At 72.2% G+C, this 17,704-nt stretch carries 19 protein-coding genes and 1 pseudogene; 11 read left to right on the forward strand and 9 right to left on the reverse strand.

The features are described from left to right. Positions 1–141 precede the first annotated feature (141 nt). Entirely contained in the window at positions 142–1,056 is a 915-nt protein-coding gene (locus tag CRP56_RS10590; protein ID WP_059197381.1) for a pseudouridine-5'-phosphate glycosidase, read from the forward strand. 2 nt (positions 1,057–1,058) lie between these two features. Then, positions 1,059–2,039, forward strand: a complete 981-nt coding sequence (locus CRP56_RS10595) for a carbohydrate kinase family protein (protein ID WP_097273907.1) — start codon at positions 1,059–1,061, stop codon at positions 2,037–2,039. A 150-nt stretch (positions 2,040–2,189) separates the two neighbouring features. Here the strand turns inward: CRP56_RS10595 and CRP56_RS10605 are convergent, their stop codons facing one another. Beyond that, positions 2,190–2,984: a methyltransferase gene (locus CRP56_RS10605; RefSeq protein ID WP_097273909.1), complete on the reverse strand. Its 795-nt coding sequence runs from the start codon at positions 2,982–2,984 to the stop codon at positions 2,190–2,192. 266 nt (positions 2,985–3,250) lie between these two features. Here CRP56_RS10605 and corA point away from each other — a divergent pair, with 266 nt between their 5' ends. Beyond that, positions 3,251–4,378, forward strand: coding sequence for a magnesium/cobalt transporter CorA (corA, locus tag CRP56_RS10610; protein WP_097262601.1), 1,128 nt, complete (start codon positions 3,251–3,253; stop codon positions 4,376–4,378). 62 nt (positions 4,379–4,440) lie between these two features. On the opposite strand, the gene CRP56_RS10615 is transcribed toward corA, so the two are convergent. The 4 genes from CRP56_RS10615 to CRP56_RS10630 form a co-directional block, all read right to left on the reverse strand. Beyond that, a complete protein-coding gene (locus CRP56_RS10615; protein WP_097262604.1) occupies positions 4,441–4,869 on the reverse strand; it encodes a CBS domain-containing protein in 429 nt (142 codons plus the stop codon). A 124-nt stretch (positions 4,870–4,993) separates the two neighbouring features. Then, positions 4,994–5,407: a PPOX class F420-dependent oxidoreductase gene (locus tag CRP56_RS10620; protein ID WP_079308809.1), complete on the reverse strand. Its 414-nt coding sequence runs from the start codon at positions 5,405–5,407 to the stop codon at positions 4,994–4,996. Between the two features lie 79 nt (positions 5,408–5,486). After that, on the reverse strand, positions 5,487–6,128 hold the full coding sequence (locus CRP56_RS10625; RefSeq protein ID WP_097262606.1) for a uridine kinase: 642 nt from the start codon (positions 6,126–6,128) through the stop codon (positions 5,487–5,489). Positions 6,129–6,326: 198 nt separating this feature from the next. Next, positions 6,327–6,698 carry a winged helix-turn-helix transcriptional regulator gene (locus CRP56_RS10630; RefSeq protein ID WP_097262608.1) on the reverse strand — a complete coding sequence of 124 codons (372 nt, stop codon included), beginning with the start codon at positions 6,696–6,698 and terminating at the stop codon, positions 6,327–6,329. Between the two features lie 99 nt (positions 6,699–6,797). Here CRP56_RS10630 and CRP56_RS10635 point away from each other — a divergent pair, with 99 nt between their 5' ends. From CRP56_RS10635 to CRP56_RS10650, 4 genes are all read left to right on the forward strand, one after another. Further along, positions 6,798–7,496, forward strand: coding sequence for an NAD(P)-dependent oxidoreductase (locus CRP56_RS10635; RefSeq protein WP_097262610.1), 699 nt, complete (start codon positions 6,798–6,800; stop codon positions 7,494–7,496). Positions 7,497–7,588: 92 nt separating this feature from the next. Beyond that, entirely contained in the window at positions 7,589–8,263 is a 675-nt protein-coding gene (locus tag CRP56_RS10640; protein WP_097262612.1) for a DUF2293 domain-containing protein, read from the forward strand. Between the two features lie 156 nt (positions 8,264–8,419). Then, positions 8,420–8,899: an anthrone oxygenase family protein gene (locus CRP56_RS10645; protein WP_097262615.1), complete on the forward strand. Its 480-nt coding sequence runs from the start codon at positions 8,420–8,422 to the stop codon at positions 8,897–8,899. A 149-nt stretch (positions 8,900–9,048) separates the two neighbouring features. After that, complete coding sequence (locus CRP56_RS10650) at positions 9,049–10,536, forward strand: glutamate synthase subunit beta (RefSeq protein WP_097262617.1); 1,488 nt, start codon at positions 9,049–9,051, stop codon at positions 10,534–10,536. Positions 10,537–10,612: 76 nt separating this feature from the next. Here CRP56_RS10650 and CRP56_RS10655 read toward each other — a convergent pair whose 3' ends face one another. Further along, positions 10,613–11,092, reverse strand: a complete 480-nt coding sequence (locus tag CRP56_RS10655) for a carboxymuconolactone decarboxylase family protein (protein ID WP_097273911.1) — start codon at positions 11,090–11,092, stop codon at positions 10,613–10,615. 47 nt (positions 11,093–11,139) lie between these two features. On the opposite strand from CRP56_RS10655, the gene pdxR reads away from it, so the two are divergent. Next, positions 11,140–12,570, forward strand: coding sequence for a MocR-like pyridoxine biosynthesis transcription factor PdxR (gene pdxR, locus CRP56_RS10660; protein WP_097262619.1), 1,431 nt, complete (start codon positions 11,140–11,142; stop codon positions 12,568–12,570). Positions 12,571–12,646: 76 nt separating this feature from the next. On the opposite strand, the gene CRP56_RS10665 is transcribed toward pdxR, so the two are convergent. Next, entirely contained in the window at positions 12,647–12,901 is a 255-nt protein-coding gene (locus tag CRP56_RS10665) for a DUF397 domain-containing protein (protein WP_059197394.1), read from the reverse strand. Further along, complete coding sequence (locus CRP56_RS10670) at positions 12,902–13,762, reverse strand: helix-turn-helix domain-containing protein (protein ID WP_097262621.1); 861 nt, start codon at positions 13,760–13,762, stop codon at positions 12,902–12,904. A gap of 251 nt (positions 13,763–14,013) precedes the next feature. Between CRP56_RS10670 and CRP56_RS10675 the strand changes: the two are divergent. The 3 genes and pseudogenes from CRP56_RS10675 to CRP56_RS10685 form a co-directional block, all read left to right on the forward strand. Continuing rightward, positions 14,014–14,616: pseudogene (locus CRP56_RS10675) on the forward strand (ATP-binding protein); the annotation flags it as partial. Positions 14,617–15,008: 392 nt separating this feature from the next. Beyond that, complete coding sequence (locus CRP56_RS10680; protein WP_179850979.1) at positions 15,009–15,449, forward strand: hypothetical protein; 441 nt, start codon at positions 15,009–15,011, stop codon at positions 15,447–15,449. A 153-nt stretch (positions 15,450–15,602) separates the two neighbouring features. After that, the gene (locus tag CRP56_RS10685; protein ID WP_097262624.1) at positions 15,603–17,534 is read left to right on the forward strand and encodes an ABC transporter ATP-binding protein; all 1,932 of its coding nucleotides are present in this window, start codon (positions 15,603–15,605) and stop codon (positions 17,532–17,534) included. Here the strand turns inward: CRP56_RS10685 and CRP56_RS10690 are convergent. Further along, complete coding sequence (locus CRP56_RS10690; RefSeq protein WP_079083477.1) at positions 17,512–17,703, reverse strand: hypothetical protein; 192 nt, start codon at positions 17,701–17,703, stop codon at positions 17,512–17,514. The genes CRP56_RS10685 and CRP56_RS10690 overlap by 23 nt on opposite strands. Position 17,704: the final 1 nt, after the last annotated feature.

Below are 17,704 nucleotides of genomic sequence, written 5' to 3' on the forward strand. Positions count from 1 at the left end.
CGGGCCAGTCGTGGTGCCGTACCTCGAAGACGTTCCCGTCATGCACCCCAGGCTGGTGTCGTCCCCCACGGCCCGCAGGGGTTTGGCCGGGCGTGCCGCCCGCCAGAGATGAGGGAAGGACGATCGACAGGAGGCAGGCGCGTGGTGCTGGTGGTTTCCGAAGAAGTGCGCGAGGCGATCGACGCGCGTCGACCCGTGGTGGCCCTGGAGTCCACGATCATCGCGCACGGGCTGCCGCGGCCGCGCAATCTCCAGGTGGCGCTGGAGCTGGAGGACGTCGTACGGCGTGAGGGCGCCGTTCCCGCGACGATCGCGGTGCTGGACGGGCGGCCTCATGTCGGCCTGGACAAGCAGCAGTTGGAGCGGGTCGCGAACGAGGACGGTATCCGAAAGCTGGGTCATCGCGATCTGCCGCTCGCGGTGGCCGCGGGGGCGAGCGGGGCGACCACGGTGTCGGCGACCGCGCTGCTGGCGGCGCTGGCGGGCGTCCGGGTGTTCGCGACGGGCGGGCTCGGCGGGGTGCACCGGGAGTGGACGGTGACGCAGGACGAGTCGGCCGACCTGGGGCTGCTGGCGCGGACGCGGATCACGGTGGTCTGCGCGGGCGTGAAGTCGATCCTGGACGTGCCGGCGACCCTGCAACGGCTGGAGACGCTGGGCGTCGCCGTGGCCGGGTACGGCACGGACCGCTTCCCCGGCTTCTACCTGTCGGACTCGGGCCACCCGGTGGACTGGACGCTGGAGTCCCCGGAACAGGTGGCGGCCGTGATGCGGGCTCAGGACGCCGTGGCCGGCCCGGAGTCGGCGCTGATCGTCGCCAACCCCGTGCCCGAGGCCGAGCAGTTGGATCCCGACCTGCACGCGCGCGTACTGGCCGACGCTCTGCACGCGTGCGAGGAACGGGGCATCACGGGCCAGGGCGTCACCCCGTTCCTCCTCGACTACCTGGTACGACACACCGACGGCGCCTCACTGGAGGCCAATCTGGCGGCGGTCCGGGGCAATGTGCGGTTGGCGGGGCGGATCGCGGCGGCGTGGGCTTGGGCCGGGGCCTAGGGGTGAGCGCGGTGAGGGGCGCGGGCGAGGTGGTGCCGGCCGGGGCGTTGCTGGTTGTCGGGGACGTCATCACCGACATCGTCGCCCGGCATCGGGGGCCGCTCGCGGCGCGTACGGACACCGTCGCGGCGATTCGGACGCTGCCCGGCGGGGCCGGTGCCAACGTGGCCTGTTGGGCGGCCCATTGGGGTGGTGGCGAGGTCCGGTTGCTCGGACGGGTGGGCTCGGATGCGGCGGCTTGGCACGAGCGGGAGCTGACGGTGTGCGGGGTACGGCCCCGTCTCGTCGTCGACCCGGAAGCGCCGACCGGCACGGTGATCTGTCTCGTCGACACGAGCGCCGCCGCCGAGCGGACGTTGGTCACGGACAGCGGGGCGTCCCTGCGGCTCACTCCGGACGACTGGTCGGACACGCTGCTCGACGGGGTGACCCGGCTGCACCTGTCGGGGTATCTGCTGTTCTCCGCGGGGAGCCGGGCGTTCGTGGCGGTGGCTCTGGAGGCGGCACGCGCGCGTGGGGTGCCGGTGAGCCTGGATCCGGCGTCGGCGGGCTTCCTCGTGGAGTTGGGCGTCGACCGGTTCCTCGCGCTCGTGGAGGGCATCGACGTCCTCCTGCCCAGCCGCGACGAGGTCTGTCTGCTGACGGGGCTGCCCGACGCGGACGACGCGGCGGCCAAGCTCAGCCGTCATGTTCCGCTGGTGGTCACCAAGCTGGGCGCGGACGGTGCGCTGGTGGCCCGCTCGGGCACGGTGTCCGCCCGCATCCCCGCGGTCCCGGCCACCCCCACGGACACGACCGGGGCCGGCGACGCCTTCACCGGCGCCTTCCTCGCCACCCTTCTCACCGGCGCCGATCCCGAGGACGCGGCGCGGGAAGGGTGCCGGGCGGGGGCGCGAGCGGTCGAGACGGTAGGAGGCCGCCCACCGGCGACGCGCCGGCCCGCGCAGCACGGGCGGGACACTCCACCCGATGGGCAGGGGTGACCCGATCCCCGAACGTCCGGATCACCCTGGCGCACTTCCGTACAAGCCGTCCCGGCTCGCCTCCACCCAGCCGTCCCGGCTCGCCTCCACCCAGCCGCCCGGGCTCGCCTCCACCCAGCCGCCCCGGCTCGCCTCCGCCCGAGTCACCCCCTACGCCTTCCGCCCCCACGCAGAAATCATCGGCGCGGTAGCCAGATCCATCGCCCCGGACTCGACGTTCGCCAGGTGCCGGTCGATCTCCTCGTCCGTGGCCAGGTCCGCCGTGACGAGGTCGGTGCGAATCTGGCGGATCGTGGCGGACTCCAGGGCCGCGCAGGCGGGTGAGGTCAGCGGGAAGTACGCGTCGGCCTCCACGCGACGCAGACCGGCCTCCCGGAGAAGGCGCGGGAGTCGGCGGCCGTAGGAGAGGTCGGCGCCGCGGTCGGCGAGGAGCCGGCGGAATCCGGTGCGCAGCCGGTTCGCCAACTGCTCGGCGGGACCGTGTTCGTCGGGGCAGGTCAGGGGCTGCAGCGCGGGGTCGGCGTCCTCGATCAGCAGCCGTCCGCCGGGCCGCAGGGACTCCACCATCGACCGCAACGCCCGCTCCCGGTCCGGCACATGGACGAGTACGAGCCTCGCGTGCACGAGGTCGAAGCCCTCCCCCGGCGGGTCCTCCGCACCGACGTCGTGGACCCGCACCTCCACCGGCGGCCGGGCCGCCGGGGCGACCCGGGAGGTGTCGATGTCGGTCGCGACGACCCTGCCGGTCGGCCCCACCTTCTTGGCCAGCCAGGACACGACGGACGTACCACCGGCCCCGACCTCCCAGCAGCGCCAGCCGGGTCCGATACCGAATCGTTCGAAGTGCCGGAACGTCGTGGGGTCGAAGAGGGAGGCGAAGGCGTCGAAGCGCTCTCCGGCCTCGGTCTGCCGGTTGTCGAGGAGATACCCGTCGGTTCGCATCATGTCGCGATCATCCCAGTTGTCCTGCTTGTCCATGGTGGTCGACGCTCCGATACGACAGCACGGCGACGCCTACGACAGCACGGCGACGCAACTCTACGAGGGGTGACCGAGTATCCCGCGCCGCCTCGGAAACCCGTCGTCCACAGGCGGGAACAAAGCGGAATGCCCTGCTCCCACAGGCTTACCCGCGTTTCACGCAGGGCTGGCACACTGGCACGCCAGGGCGCAGCAATGCGGCGAGCGGGGATCCACGCAAGGAGATCCAGATGTCCATGGCAGGGAATCTGCGGAAGGTCACGAACCTCGGCAGGGTCGGCGGCCTCCGCAGGGTGGCGAGGCTGGCGCGGCGCCGCCCGCGTGTGGACCTGAGCCATCCCGCCCGGTCGCCGCTGGGCTCCTCGGTGGTGAACTGCGTGTCGTACCGGGACGGGGCCAGGGTCCCGGGCGGCGGCGACCTGGTCGACACCGTGGAGCGGGTGCGCAAGCACGGGGACGGTTTCGTGTGGCTCGGCCTCCATGAGCCGACGGACCAGGAGTTCGCGGGCATCGCGGAGCTGTTCGAACTGCACCCGCTGGCGGTGGAGGACGCGATCGAGGCGCATCAGCGTCCGAAGCTGGAGCGGTACGACGAGACGCTGTTCGCGGTGTTCAAGACCGTCTGCTACGTGGAGCACGAGGAACTCACGGCGACGAGCGAGGTGGTGAACACCGGCGAGATCATGGTGTTCGTCGGCGAGGACTTCGTGATCACCGTGCGCCACGGGATGCACGGCTCACTGGGCCCGTTGCGCGAGGAACTCGAGGCGGACCCCCAGCAACTGGCCAAGGGACCGGCCGCGGTGCTGCACGCGATCGCGGACCATGTGGTGGACGACTATCTGAACGTCACGGACGCGGTCCAGGCGGACATCGACCAGGTCGAGACGGACGTCTTCTCGCCGGACGGCGCGCGGGCCGACCCGGGCCGGATCTACCAGCTCAAGCGTGAACTCCTCGAACTGAAGCGGGCCGTGGTGCCGCTGACCCGTCCGATCGAGGAGTTGTCCACGCGTCCGATACGGGTGGTGAGCTCGGAGATACAGGCGTACTTCCGCGACGTCTCGGACCATCTGCTGCGCGCCAAGGAGCAGATCGCCGCCTTCGACGAACTCCTCAACTCGATCCTCCAGGCACACCTCGCCCAGGTGACGGTCGCGCAGAACGAGGACATGCGGAAGATCACGGCCTGGGCGGCGATCGTCGCCGTGCCGACGATGGTCTGCGGGGTGTACGGCATGAACTTCAAGTACATGCCGGAGCTGCGCTGGACGTTCGGCTACCCCATGGTCCTCGGCGTCATATCCGTGGCGTGCCTGGTGCTGTACCGCGGCTTCCGGCGCAACGGCTGGCTCTGAGCACGTCCGTGGACGGCACGCCCGTGGACGGCACGCCCGTGGACGGCACCCGTGGATGAAGGTCAGCGCGTCGCACTCTTCGCGTAGACGCTCTCCACCCAGGCCGCGATCTGGTCCTCCGTCAGATGGTGGGCGAGGTCGGCCTCGCTGATCATGCCGACCAGGCGCTTGTTCTCGATGACGGGGAGCCGGCGGATCTGGTGGTCCTGCATCTCCCGGAGCACGTCGCTGACATCGGCGTCCGCGTCGATCCAGCGGGGTGTCCCCTGGGCCATCTCACCGGCGGTGACCTTGGCCGGGTCGTGCCCCACGGCCACACAGCCGACGACGATGTCGCGGTCGGTGAGGATGCCGCAGAGCCGTTCGTCCGCGTCGCTGATGGGCAGGGCTCCGACGTTGAGCTCACGCATCAGCTGGGCGGCGCGGTCCAGGGTCTCGTGCGCGGGGATCCACTGGGCGCCGCGGTGCATGATGTCTCCGGCGGTGGTCATGAAGTACCTCCCGGTGCCGGACGGCCGGCGCGGAGCGGGAGTGCTCCGCTGGTCCCGGCGCCGTTCATTCTCGCCGCGCCGGGCCGCCGCCGCACCCGGAGGCGAGAGCCGGGAGCGAGGTGGATCAGGCGGAGAAGCCCACGATCTTCCGGGGGACGACGCGGATGATCACGCGGGTCTCGTCCTCCTTCTCGGCGGGCGGGTCGATCCCGAGGTACTTGTGCGCGAGGTCGTGCGGGAGGCGCTTGTCGGGGTCCGGGAGGATCTCGGCGGTGCCGCGGATCTCGACCGAGGTGTAGGGGTTGGCCAGGTCGTAGACCGAGACGCTGATGCGGGGGTCGCGGCGGAGGTTGCGGATCTTCTGGCGGTTGTCGATGGACGAGAAGAGGACGGCGTCGCCCTCGCGTTTGATCCAGACCACGGAGTTCTGCGGGGCGCCGTCGGGGCCGAGGGTGGCGACGCTGGCGAAGTTCTTGCCGTCGAGGAGGGCTCGGACGGAGTCGTCGAAAGAGAGCTGACCGCTCGTGGAAGTCGTCATGGCACCCAGCGTAGTTACATGCACGCGCATATAAAAGTGGTTTGCTGGATCTTCCGGAAGCGGATCTCCGGGAGCCCGGTCAGCCCCGCCATGCCGGGTGCCGTGGGTCGTCGGCGCGCACCAGGACGTCGGCGGTGCCCGCGGGGTCGGTCTCGCGCTCGTAGCGCTCGAAGGCTTCCAGGGTCCACTGCTCGGGCTCGGGGGTGCGGCGGCGCAGGGCGCCCGGGGAGAGGAGGACGTGGACGGTCAGGTCGAAGGGGAACCAGTGCCGCAGCAGGAGGGGGCCGTGCAGCAACAGGACACCGCCGGGCGGGAGTTGGACGTAGGGGCTGCGGGTGGCGCGGTCGGTGTCGGGGTCCCACAGGTCGGGCAGGACGCGGCCGTCGCCGCCGGGTTCGAGGGGGCCGAAGACCTCGCGCCACAGGGCGCCGGTGTCGAACCAGCCGTCGTAATAGGCCTCCACATCCTGGTGGCCGTACTCGAAGCGGAGCGAGGCGGGGCGCAGGAAGCCCTGGGTGCCGACGACGACAGAGGGGCGGCCTCGTACGCGCAGCGCTTCCGCGACGCGTTCGGCGAGGTCCTGGGGGCGAGCCGTCGGGGCGCCGTCGAAGGCGATGCGCGGCCAGGGGCCGCCGTCGGCCGGCTTCAGGTCGAGAAGGCGGTCGGCGAGGAGGTCGCCGAGCCGGTCCCAGGTGATCGCTTCGAGTCGCACAGGGCCCATGATGCGTCAACCGACGACATGGCCGCGTCCCCTCGTGGGACCGGCGGCAGGGACGCGCGCCCCTCGCAGGACCGGCGGCAGGGACGCGCCCCCTCGTGGGACCGACGACAGGGCCGCCTCCCCTCGTGGGACCGGCGGCAGGGACGCGCCCCCTCGTGGGACCGACGACAGGGCCGCCTCCCCTCGTGGGACCGGCGGTCAGGACGCGTCCCGCTCGTGGGACCGGCGGGCGGCGAGCAGGTGCGGGAGGTGGGTCTCGCTCCAGGCGCGGGCGGCGTCGAGGAGGGGGATCAGGGTGCGGCCGAGCGGAGTGAGGGCGTATTCCACGCGGGGCGGGTTCTCGTCGTACGCGGTGCGGGTGAGCAGGCCGTCGCGCTCCATCGCGCGCAGGGTCTCGCTGAGGACCTTGGGGGTGACGGCCCGCAGCGGGACGCGGAGTTCGGTGAACCGGCGCGGGCCGCCCTCCAGACAGCGGATGACCATGCCGGTCCACTTGTCCCCCACCCGGAAGGGCATCGCGGAGGAAGGGCACAAGGCGTCGAACATGTCGGGGTCGAGGGGAGCGGTCATCGGTCGAGGCTAGCGCCGATACCGTTGAAGTAACCGGGGCTTGTGTCTCTAACGTCCAGGTCAGGCACCGAACGTCGGTGTCCGGCAAGGAGGTTGGCCATGGGTGGCGGGATCGTCGTCTTCGGCGGTGGTGGGCGTGCGGGGCGGGCGGTCACTGCGGAGGCGCGGCGGCGCGGGTACGGGGTGACGGCCGTGGTGCGGGAGCCGGCCCGGTATCCGGAGCTGCACGCGGAGGGGGTGTCGGTCGTCCGGGGTGATGTGACCGATCCGGGCTCCGTCCGTGCTGTGGCGGGCGGGCATGTGGCCGCCGTGCACGCGGTGTCGCCGTTCAGCGGGCCGGAGCAGGGTTTCGACGCGCTCGATCCGGACTTCTTCGTGACAGCGGCGGACGCGCTGCTGGGCGGGCTGACCGCGGCGGGTGTGCGGCGGCTGGTGGCCGTGGGGCTGTTCGCGAACCTGCTCGGGGCGGACGGACGGCCGGTGATGGACGACCCCGCGGTGTTCCCGCCGGAGATCCGGCCGTTCGCCCGGGCGCACACGGCGGGGCTGGACCGGCTGCGCGCACACGCGGCCTCGGAGGACACGGTCGACTGGGTGATGCTCACCCCGGGAGGAGGACTGGAGCAGGACGCGCCGCGCACCGGGCGTTATGCGATCGGTGGTGAGCGGGTGCCCGAGGGGGCGGGGCCGACGCTGTCGTACGCGGACCTCGCGGTGGCGGTGGTCGACGAGATCGAGCGGCCGACGCGGCATCGGACGCGGGTGTCGGTGACAGGCGCGGAGTCAGGCGGGGAATAGGGGCGACAGGGGGGTGCTGAGTAGGGCCGACGGGGGTTGCGGAGTAAGGCCGGCGGGGTGGTTCGTGGCCCGTGCACGGGAATGAACCCCCTATGGCGCACCTGGCAACTCCCCCGCACCGCACTGAACTTCTCGTCTTCCAGCCCGTCAAGCGGAAGCAGTGCGCCGAGTGCCGGGGCGGGCCATTGGCGTTGCTCGTCCTGGAGGACGGGGCGCCCCGGTGCCTGGACTGCGCCGACCTCGGTCATCTGGTGTTCCTGCCGCGCGGCGACACCGCGCTGACGCGCAGGTCACGGGAGGAGAGCGGGCTGTCGGCGGTGGTCGTGCGGTTCAACCGGCGCAAGGGGCGGTACGAGCGGCAGGGCGTCCTCGTCGAGGAAGGGGCGCTGGCCCGGGCGGAGGCACGGTGCCTGGCGGACGCCGAGGCTCGGCGGCGGCGCCGGGTGCGGGATGCCCGGCGCCGGGCGGTGGAGGACGTGCGGTTCACGGAGGCGTTCGCGGCGGAGATCCGCCGGCTGTTTCCCGGCTGCCCGGCCGATCGGGCCCGCGGCATCGCCGCGCACGCGTCGCTGCGGGGCAGTGGGCGGGTGGGGCGGAGTGCGGCGGGGCGGGCGTTGTCGGAGGGGGCCGTCGTCTCGGCGGTGGTGGCGTCCGTACGGCATCTGGACACGCCGTACGACCAGTTGCTGATGAGCGGGGTGCCCCGCCATGAGGCCCGGCGGAGGATCGCGGACGCGGTGGCGGGAGTGCTGGACGGCTGGCGGTGACGCGCCGGCGCGGCGAAGAAAAGGGGCGTACCCGCTGGACGCCCGCGTATGCGCCCGCGTCGATCGGCCATGGTGACGCGTCCCGTACGGGAATTCACTTGTGGTGACGGTGGGTGCCGGGCAGGATCTCGGCTCGATGCGGGAGTTGACGTTGAGATGATCGCTGGACCGTACTTCGTACTGACGGTGCTGGGCGTGCTGGGGACCGGACTGGTGGCCGGGGTGTTCTGCGCGTTCTCGACCTTCGTGATGAAGGGACTCGCCGCGCTGCCGCCCGCGCAGGGCGTCGCGGCGATGAACGCGATCAACGTGGCGGCGCTGCGGCCGGCGTTCATGCTCGTGTTCGTCGGCTCGGCGGTGCTGAGCGCGGTGCTCGCGGTGGTGACGTTCGTGCTGCTGCCGGACGACGGCACGGTGGAGCTGCTGGTGGGCAGCGCGCTGTATCTGGTCGGCTCGTTCGGGGTGACGATGGTGGCGAACGTGCCGCGCAACGAGGCCCTGCTCAAGCTGGACGCCGGCACTCCCGAGGCGGCCGAGTACTGGCCGACGTACGTGCGCGAGTGGACGATGTGGAACCACGTCCGCATGGTCGCCTCGGGTGCGGCGGCGGTGGCGTACGTACTGGCCCTGACATAACCGCAGGACGGCCCCCCGAGGTCGGCGAGAGCCCGCCGAGAAAGCGCTGTCCCCCACTCTGCGGGTGCGGGCCGGGCGACGTATCGTGGCCGGAAAGAGTGCCGCCCGATGACGCACGGCCCGTCGATGCCAACGCAAGGAAGACGGCCATGGCCGATCCCAAGGGATTCATGACCACCCCTCGCCAGGACTGGGCCCGTCGGCCGGTCGAGGAGCGGGTCCGGGACTGGGACGAGGTGTACGTCCCCGGGGCGTTGCTGCCCATCATCAACAAGCAGGCGGACCGGTGCATGGACTGCGGCATCCCGTTCTGCCACGACGCCTGTCCGCTCGGGAACCTCATCCCCGAGTGGAACGACCTCGTCTCCCGGGACGACTGGCGGGCCGCCGCCGACCGGCTGCACGCCACCAACAACTTCCCCGAGTTCACCGGCCGGTTGTGCCCGGCGCCGTGCGAGGCGGGGTGTGTGCTCGCCATCAACCAGCCCGCGGTCACCATCAAGAACGTCGAGGTGGCCATCGCCGACCGGGCCTGGGAGCTCGGTTTCGCGCCACCGCGACCGCCGGACCGGCTGTCCGGGCGGACCGTCGCCGTCATCGGCTCGGGACCGACGGGACTGGCCGCGGCACAGCAGCTGACCCGGGCGGGCCACACGGTCGCCGTGTTCGAGAAGGACGACCGGCTCGGCGGGCTGATGCGGTACGGCATCCCCGAGTTCAAGATGGAGAAGCGCCATCTGGAGCGCCGCATCGCCCAGATGCAGGCTGAGGGGACTAAGTTCCGTACGTCCACGACGGTCGGGCGGGACATCGGGGCGGCCGAGCTGCGGTCGCGCTACGACGCGGTCGTCATCGCCACCGGCGCCACCGCCTGGCGTGAACTGGACGTGCCGGGGCGGGAGTTGACCGGAATCCACCAGGCCATGGAGTATCTGCCGCTGGCCAACCGGGTGTGCGAGGGGGATCTGGAGGTCTCCCCGATGTCCGCCGCCGGGAAGCACGTCGTCATCGTCGGCGGCGGTGACACGGGCGCCGACTGTCTGGGCACCGCGGTGCGTGAAGGCGCCGCGTCCGTCACGCAGTTGGACATCTACGCCCAGCCCGGCGCCGAGCGCGACGAGGATGCCGAGCCCTGGCCGACGTACCCGAAGATCTACCGGCTGTCGGCCGCGCACGAGGAGGCCGGTGCGCTGCGGACCGCCCCGGCGGCGGACGCGGACGCGCGGCTGTTCGCGGCGTCCACGCTCCGCTTCACCGGTGACGCCGAGGGTCAGGTCCGCTCGCTGCATCTGGTCGAGGTCGACGCCGAGCGGCGGCCCGTGTCGGGGACCGGGCGGACGCTCCCCGCCGACCTCGTCCTGCTCGCCCTCGGCTTCTCCGGCCCCGACCGCGCGGACGGCCTCGTGGACCAGCTCGGGCTGGCCATGGAGCCGCGCGGCACGATCTCACGGGACGCCGGGTTCGCGACGAGCGCCCCCGGCGTGTTCGCCGCGGGGGACGCCGCGCGCGGGCAGTCGCTGATCGTGTGGGCGATCGCCGAGGGGCGGGCGGTGGCGGCGGCCGTCGACCGCCATCTGACGGGGAGTTCACGACTGCCGGCACCGATCGGACCGTACGACCGCCCGATGACCGTCTGACACACCGTGCACCGCGCACCGCGGGCACCGCCCGATCACCGTCTGACACACCGCCCGCCGCAGGAACCAAGCGGCGTCAGCCTCGTTCGTCCGTCCCCGCCACCTTCTTCGTCGCCAGGGCCACCCGGTTCCAGGTGTTGATCGCGAAGATCAGCGCCAGCACCTGGGCCAGCTCCTGCTCCTCGAACTGAGCGGCGGCCTGCGCGTACACCTCGTCCGGGACTCCCCCGTCGGCGACCAGCGTCACGGCCTCGGTCAGCGCCAGCGCCGCCTGCTCCTTCTCCGTGAAGAAGTGCCGGGCCTCGCGCCAGACGGCGACCATGTGCAGCCGGTCCTCGCTCTCGCCGGCCTTGCGGGCGTCGTTGGTGTGCATGTGGAGGCAGTAGGCGCAGTGGTTGAGGTGCGAGGCGCGGATCTGGATCAGCTCGACCAGGGCCGGGTCGAGGCCCTGGCGGGCGGCGGCGTCGAAGCCGATGAGCGCGCGAAAGACCTTCGGGGCGGCCTTGGCGAAGTTCAGGCGGGTCGTCTGGGCGGAAGCGATCGTGTTCGTCGTCATGTCCTCCAACCTACGGTCGGGAAAGACCGGCTGTAGGGTTCATTTCCATGGTGAAATCGTGGGTCAATTCCGCCGAAGGACTCGGCTCCGACCTCCACCTGGAGCTCACCGGTCCGGGCGGCAGACGGGCCGCGCTCGGCGATGCCCTGCGGGAGGCCGTACGGAGCGGCCGGCTCGCCCCCGGCACCCGGCTGCCGCCCTACCGGTCGCTCGCCGCCGACCTCGGCGTGGCCCGCAACACGGTGGCCGACGCCTACGCCGAACTCGTCGCGGAGGGATGGCTCACCGCGCGCCAGGGCTCGGGGACGCGGGTGGCGGAGCGGACCGAGCCGTTGCGGGCCGCCGGGCACGCGCGCGTCCCCCGGAAGGCGCCGCCACGCGCGCGTGGACCGCGGCACGATCTGCGGCAGGGCACGCCGGACCGGTCGACGTTCCCGCGGGCGGCCTGGCTGGCCTCCTACCGGCGGGCTCTTCAGCAGGCGCCCGACGAGGCGTTCGGGCCCGGTGACCCCGCCGGGCGCGTGGAGCTGCGGGAGGCGCTCGCGGAGTATCTGGCACGCGCGCGTGGAGTGCGTACCGAGCCGGGGCGGATCGTGATCTGCTCCGGCTTCGCGCACGCCCTGCGGCTGCTCTTCCAGAGCGCCCAAGTCCTCAAGGGACCGCTGGCCGTGGAGGCGTACGGCCTGCCGTTCCACCGGGAGCTGCTCGCGGGCGCCGGCGTGCGGACCGTACCGCTGCCGCTGGACGAACAGGGCGCCGACGTGGGGCGGTTGACGCGCGAGCGGGCCGTGCTGCTCACCCCGGCGCACCAGTTCCCGACCGGCGGCCCGCTGCACGCCGAGCGGCGGGCCGCGGCCGTCGACTGGGCACGCGCGCGTGACGGTGTGGTGCTGGAGGACGACTACGACGGCGAGTTCCGCTACGACCGCAAGCCCGTCGGGGCGGTCCAGGGGCTCGATCCGGAGCGGGTGATCTACCTCGGCTCGGTGAGCAAGAGCCTGTCGCCCGCGGTGCGGCTGGGATGGATGGTGCTGCCGGAGCGGTACGTCGACGGCGTGCTCACGGCCAAGGGCGAGCGGGAGGCCTGGGCGAGCGTCCTCGATCAGCTCGCCCTCGCCGACTTCCTCGTCTGCGGGTCGTACGACCGTCACGTGCGGCGCATGCGGCAGCGGTACCGGAGCCGCCGCGACCGGCTCGTCGCGGCGCTCGCCGCGCACGCGCCGCATGTCGAGGTCAGCGGTGTCGCGGCCGGGCTGCACGCGGTGCTGAGGCTGCCGCCCGGCACCGAGCGGTCGGCCGTCAAGGCGGCCGTCTGGCAAGGTGTCGCGCTCGACGGCCTTGCGGAGTTCCGGCATCCGGACGCCTCGGCGGCGGACATGCCCGCCCGGGACGGCCTGGTGGTCGGGTACGCGACGCCGTCCGAGGCCGCGTACGGAGCGGCCCTGGAGGCACTGTGCGCGTCGCTGCCCCCGAGTTAGCGGAGGCACTGTTCTCATCACTTGCTTCGCTTAGGCACTGCGACAAGGAAGTTCAAGCCGGCGTCGGACCAACACGTCACGACAGCAGGAAGTCCGCCTCCCCCGCCTTCGCGCCCTCGATGAACGCCGTCATCTCGTCCGTGGTGTAGATCAGCGCCGGGCCGTCCGGATCGGTCGACTGGCGGACGGCGATCCGGCCGTCGGCCAGCTTCATCGCCTCCAGGCAGTTGCCGCCATTGCCGCCGCTCCACGGCTTGTGCCAGCCCTCGCTGCCCAACTCCCGCGCGGGCATGCCGTTGTAGACCGGTATGCGCGGCTTGATGCGATCCATTCACAGCTCCTTGCGGAGATCCCGGAGGATCTCCTTCGTGCGATGTGCCGTAGCGGCCTGCGCCGCCGTGCGGTCCATGACCTCGAGGTGGGTCGCCACCTCCGCACGCGCGTCCAGGTAGACGGCGCCGGTCAGGTACTCGCTGTACACCATGTCCGGAAGCTCCGGCACGGCGAATCGGAACAGCACGAAGGGCCCGTACGTGCCGGGGTGCGGCCCGTTGGCGAACGGGGCGACCTGCAGCGTCACGTTGGGCAGCTTCGTGGCCTCGAGCAGTCGGTCGATCTGGGCACGCATCACCTCCGGGCCGCCCACCGGGCGGCGCAGCGCGGTCTCGTCGATGACCGCCCAGAAACGGGGGGCATCGGGACGGGTGAGCAGTTCCTGGCGTTGTACTCGCAGAGCGACGTGCCGCTCGATGTCCTCCGGCCGGGTCTGGCCGATGGCTCCGGACTTCAGCACACCGCGGGCGTACTCCTCGGTCTGGAGCAGCCCGGGCACGAAGTGGGGGTCGTAGGACCGGATGAGGCTGGCGGCGCCTTCGAGGCTGACGTACATCGAGAACCAGCCGGGCAGGATGTCGTGGTACCGCTGCCACCAGCCGGGTTTGTTGGCCTCCTCGGCCAGCTGCACGAAGGCGTCGGCCTCCTCGTCGGAGACGCCGTAGGACTTCAGGAGCAGCTGGAGGTACGGGATCTTGAGGCCGACCTCGGCCATCTCCATGCGGCGGACGGTGGCCGGGGCGACGCGGAGGACCTTGGCGGCCTCCTCGCGCTTGAGACCGGCGCGCTCACGCAGGTCCAGCAGGCGCCGGCCGAGCACGACCTGGCCGACCGTCGGCGCGGACCGCGGCTCGCTCACCCTCCACCTCCTGGACGTCCCGGGGTCCGGGGACCCGTGGAAACCTGTACAGAAACCTGCGCAAAAGAATCCTGGCAGCCCGACGGCGCCATTCGAAGACCTATTCGAAGACCTGGTCGGATCTCCGGTGATCTCAACTGGCGCCGCTCGACATGCTTGTTGCGAGCAGTGTGCCACGGCCTTCCAGACCGTCACACAGCACTCTGCAATTTTCAGAGTGACACTTGCCAAGTGTTCACGGCGGGGAGATAGTGGCAAGCGTGATTCCGTCCGCGCCCTTAGGAACAGACGCCGCCGCAGGCCCCCACAGCCTCGGTGCCGCATCGGGAGCAGGCCGCTCTGCCGGGCCCGCTGCCGAGCGCCGGTTCCGGTTCGAGCTGGCCGCACATCCGGGTTCCGCCGCGCAGGCCAGACGGCTGACGCGCGCCCGGTTGAACGGCTGGGCGGTCTGTGAGGACACCTGCGACACGGCGGCCCTGGTGGTCTCCGAGCTCGTCACCAACGCCATCGTGCACACCGCGAGCAGACACATAGTCTGCGAGCTGCACGACGGCGACGACCTGGTGCGCATAGCCGTGCGTGACGAGGGCTGCGCCCCGGGCGAGCCGCACCCGTGCGCGCCGCGGGGCGAGGAGGAGCACGGGAGGGGACTGCTTCTCGTCGACGCCCTGTGTCACTCCTGGGGCACCCACGAGCACGGCCCGGGCCTCCTGGTCTGGGCGGACCTGCCCCGCGAGAGCGACACCGCGGGAACGGACACCGGCCCCCACAACGACCTCGGCTGGGGAGCCCGCCCCAAGCCCGGCCCGGCCGGCGGCTCGGGCGGCGAGGACGACGAGGCGGACGCCCTGCACAAGGCGGACGCACGGTACGACACCGACGCGCACCACCACGCGATACCCGGCCCCGGCACCGCAGCAGGGCACAGCGACGCGATCCCCGACCACCGCGTCGGCCCACCCCGCCCCGAAGGGTCGAGAGCCGCCCGCCACGACGCGACGCCCCGGCATGACGCGCCCACCCGGCATGACGGCACCCCCCGGCACACCGCCAACGAACCCTGGCCCCCCGGCGCCGAGACCTGGCACCTCGGAAGGCCCCGCCGCGACGGCAGCGAGGCCCCGCACCTGCACTACGGGGCGCCCTGGCACGACGGCACGGAAGTCCGGTACGACGGGGCGGAAGCCCGCCACCACGGCACATCCCGGCACCACGGATCGGCGCCGCACCACGGGACGGGGGGCCCATGGCTCTGAGGGCTGCGACCGGCGGCCAGGTCATGACCCTGGACACGCTGGTCCGCCTCCGGCGGGGACTGCACACGCCGGTCGCCCCCCGACGGCTCCCCGTACCCGACGGCATGACGGCCCCGCTGGGCTGCGACGCGGTGGCGGTACCCGCCCGCTTCGGCCCACTGGTGATGCCCCGGCTGCCTCGCGTCGGATGTGTGTACGCCGATGAGGCGCACTGGTGGTGGATCGTTCCGTCGGACTCCGACTACGCCCTGGACTGGCCCGCCCCCGCGCGCTACGCCACCGGTGCGATCGTCCCCGACGCCCCGGGCGTCCCCGGCCTGATCCACAAGCCGGAGGGCACGGTCCCCTACACCCCGCCGATCCCCCTCTATCTGGCCCTGTGCCGGCTGACGGGCACGACACCCGCCTGGTCCCGACCGGTCAGCGCCTGAGCCTGCGTCTCTCCGCGCGCCTGAGCCCCCGCACCCCCTCACGCCCGTGCAGGCGTACGCCCGCGCGCAACCCCGGCCGGTCTCCGCGCCCTGCCCCCGGCGACCCCCTCCCGCGATAGTGGGCCCTCCGTCCACGATCGGGGGAGGTCAGCGGTGGGGAAGAAGCGCGACGCCGAAGAGCCTGAGGTGTCGGAGTCGGAGCGGCTGCTCTTCGGTGGGCCGCTGCGCTACGACATGGGCTGGAACAGCCACTCCGACGCCAGTCTCCGGCTGAACTTCCGGGAGCTGCTGCGGCAGCTGCCCGCGCTGCTCTCGCTCAGTTTCCGGCTCGCCTGGCAGGCCGACCGGCGGGCAGCGAAGGTCGTGCTCGGCGCCGAGGCGGGCCGGGGCGCGGCGCAGGCGGTGAGTCTGCTGGCCGTGAACAGCGTGCTGGGGCGGCTGATCGGCGGTGGCACGATCGAGGAGCGGTTACGGGGTGCCGTCCCCGCCCTCGTCGCGATGGCCTCGGTCATGCTGGTGGCCGCGCTGCTGCGGGCCGCGTCGACGTACGCCACCGGACGCCTCGAACCGAAGGTGGAGCGGGTGGCGACCGAGCGCTACCTGGAGCGGGCGGCCGCCGTGGAGCTGGCCGCGATCGAGGACCACGCCTTCCACAAACTGCTGGACACCGCCAAGTACGGCGCCTCGTCCGCCCGCCGCATGATCTCCTACGCCACCCGGGTCATGAACGCGGCGATCTCGCTGATCGCAGCGGCCGGCGTCCTGACCGTGCTGCACCCGGCCCTGCTGCCACTGCTGGTCACCATGACCCTGCCCAGCGCGTGGAGCGCCCTGACGATCGCCCGGCGCCGGTACGAGTCCTTCCACACCTGGGTGCAGCACGCCCGGGCCGGTCATCTGCTCAGCGAAATGCTCACCGAACCAACCGCGGCACCGGAGATCCGGGTGCACGGCGTCGGTCCGTTCCTGCTGCACCACTACCGGGCCATGTCGGAGGTCGCGGAGGCGGAACAGGCCCGGCTGGCCCGGCTCGCGGCCCGTACCGGGCTGATCGCGGCGTTCTGGACGGGGCTCGCGACGGTGGCGACGTACGCGACGCTGGGCGGGCTGCTGCTCGCCGGGGCGATGGCGCTGTCGGTGGCGGGCACGGCGGTGATCGCGATCCGCTCGGGCTCCGCCAGCCTGGACAGCCTGGTCCTGGAGATGAACCAGCTCCACCAGGAGGCCCTCTTCGTCGGCGATCTGCAACGGCTGTACGTCGAGGCCGAGCAGCGGACGATCCCGGTCGGCGGACGGGAGCTGCCCGAGGATCCGCGGGAGATCCGCTTCGAGAACGTCACCTTCAGCTATCCGGGTGAGTCCACGCACCCGGCCCTGGACGACGTGACCCTCACGCTCCCGCTCGGCCGGATCGTGGCGCTGGTCGGCGAGAACGGCTCGGGCAAGACGACCCTGGTGAAGCTGCTGGCCGGGCTCTACAAGCCGGACCGGGGCCGCATCCTGTGGGACGGCGTGGACGCGGCCGACGCGGACCGGCATCTGCTCGCCGAGCGGATCGCGATGGTGGCGCAGGATTTCAAGCGCTGGCCGTTCACGGCCCGGGTCAATGTGGCGGTCGGCCGGTCGGCGGCGCCGCTGACCGAGGAGCGGATGGCCGACTCGATCGCCGAGGCCGGCGCCCAGGACGTGGTGGCGGATCTGCCGCGCGGCCTGGACACGCTGCTGGCCCGCCATTTCAGCGGTGGGCACGAGCTGTCCGGCGGGCAGTGGCAGCGCCTGGGCATCGCGCGGGCGGCCTACCGGCGCGGCCGCATCCTGATCGTGGACGAGCCGACGGCGGCGCTGGACGCACGGGCCGAACTGGAGGTCTTCGAGAAGATCCGCGCCCTGGCGGGCAATGGGCAGACGGTCGTCCTGATCACCCACCGGCTGGCGTCCGTGCGCCATGCCGACCTGGTGCACGTCCTGGAGCAGGGCCGGCTCGTCGAGTCGGGCACCCCCGAGGAGCTGCTGGCGACCGGCGGTGTCTACGCCGAGCTGTACTCGCTCCAGGCGGACCAGTTCACGGCACCGAAGGCGAGCTGACCGCGCCGTCCGCGGGGACGACGACCAGGAACGCGTCCGTCGCGAGGTCCATCACGACCTCGGCGGGCGTGCCCTCCATACGCCGTGCGTGCGCGAACTCCTCCGCGGGCCAGGAGCCACGCGGGCCACCGGCGGGAAAGCGTTCGAGCACCTTTCGCCCGTTCACCATC

It is taken from the genome of Streptomyces sp. TLI_55, assembly GCF_900206255.1.
GTDB lineage: Bacteria > Actinomycetota > Actinomycetes > Streptomycetales > Streptomycetaceae > Streptomyces > Streptomyces aquilus.

Coding starts and splice junctions, on each gene's coding strand:
- CRP56_RS10605 (WP_097273909.1), bottom strand. CDS start 2,984: ATGATGCGAACCGACGGGTATCTCCTCGACAACCGGCAGACCGAGGCC.
- corA (WP_097262601.1), top strand. CDS start 3,251: ATGTCCATGGCAGGGAATCTGCGGAAGGTCACGAACCTCGGCAGGGTC.
- CRP56_RS10615 (WP_097262604.1), bottom strand. CDS start 4,869: ATGACCACCGCCGGAGACATCATGCACCGCGGCGCCCAGTGGATCCCC.
- CRP56_RS10620 (WP_079308809.1), bottom strand. CDS start 5,407: ATGACGACTTCCACGAGCGGTCAGCTCTCTTTCGACGACTCCGTCCGA.
- CRP56_RS10625 (WP_097262606.1), bottom strand. CDS start 6,128: ATGGGCCCTGTGCGACTCGAAGCGATCACCTGGGACCGGCTCGGCGAC.
- CRP56_RS10630 (WP_097262608.1), bottom strand. CDS start 6,698: ATGACCGCTCCCCTCGACCCCGACATGTTCGACGCCTTGTGCCCTTCC.
- CRP56_RS10635 (WP_097262610.1), top strand. CDS start 6,798: ATGGGTGGCGGGATCGTCGTCTTCGGCGGTGGTGGGCGTGCGGGGCGG.
- CRP56_RS10640 (WP_097262612.1), top strand. CDS start 7,589: ATGGCGCACCTGGCAACTCCCCCGCACCGCACTGAACTTCTCGTCTTC.
- CRP56_RS10645 (WP_097262615.1), top strand. CDS start 8,420: ATGATCGCTGGACCGTACTTCGTACTGACGGTGCTGGGCGTGCTGGGG.
- CRP56_RS10650 (WP_097262617.1), top strand. CDS start 9,049: ATGGCCGATCCCAAGGGATTCATGACCACCCCTCGCCAGGACTGGGCC.
- CRP56_RS10655 (WP_097273911.1), bottom strand. CDS start 11,092: ATGACGACGAACACGATCGCTTCCGCCCAGACGACCCGCCTGAACTTC.
- pdxR (WP_097262619.1), top strand. CDS start 11,140: ATGGTGAAATCGTGGGTCAATTCCGCCGAAGGACTCGGCTCCGACCTC.
- CRP56_RS10665 (WP_059197394.1), bottom strand. CDS start 12,901: ATGGATCGCATCAAGCCGCGCATACCGGTCTACAACGGCATGCCCGCG.
- CRP56_RS10680 (WP_179850979.1), top strand. CDS start 15,009: ATGGCTCTGAGGGCTGCGACCGGCGGCCAGGTCATGACCCTGGACACG.
- CRP56_RS10690 (WP_079083477.1), bottom strand. CDS start 17,703: ATGGTGAACGGGCGAAAGGTGCTCGAACGCTTTCCCGCCGGTGGCCCG.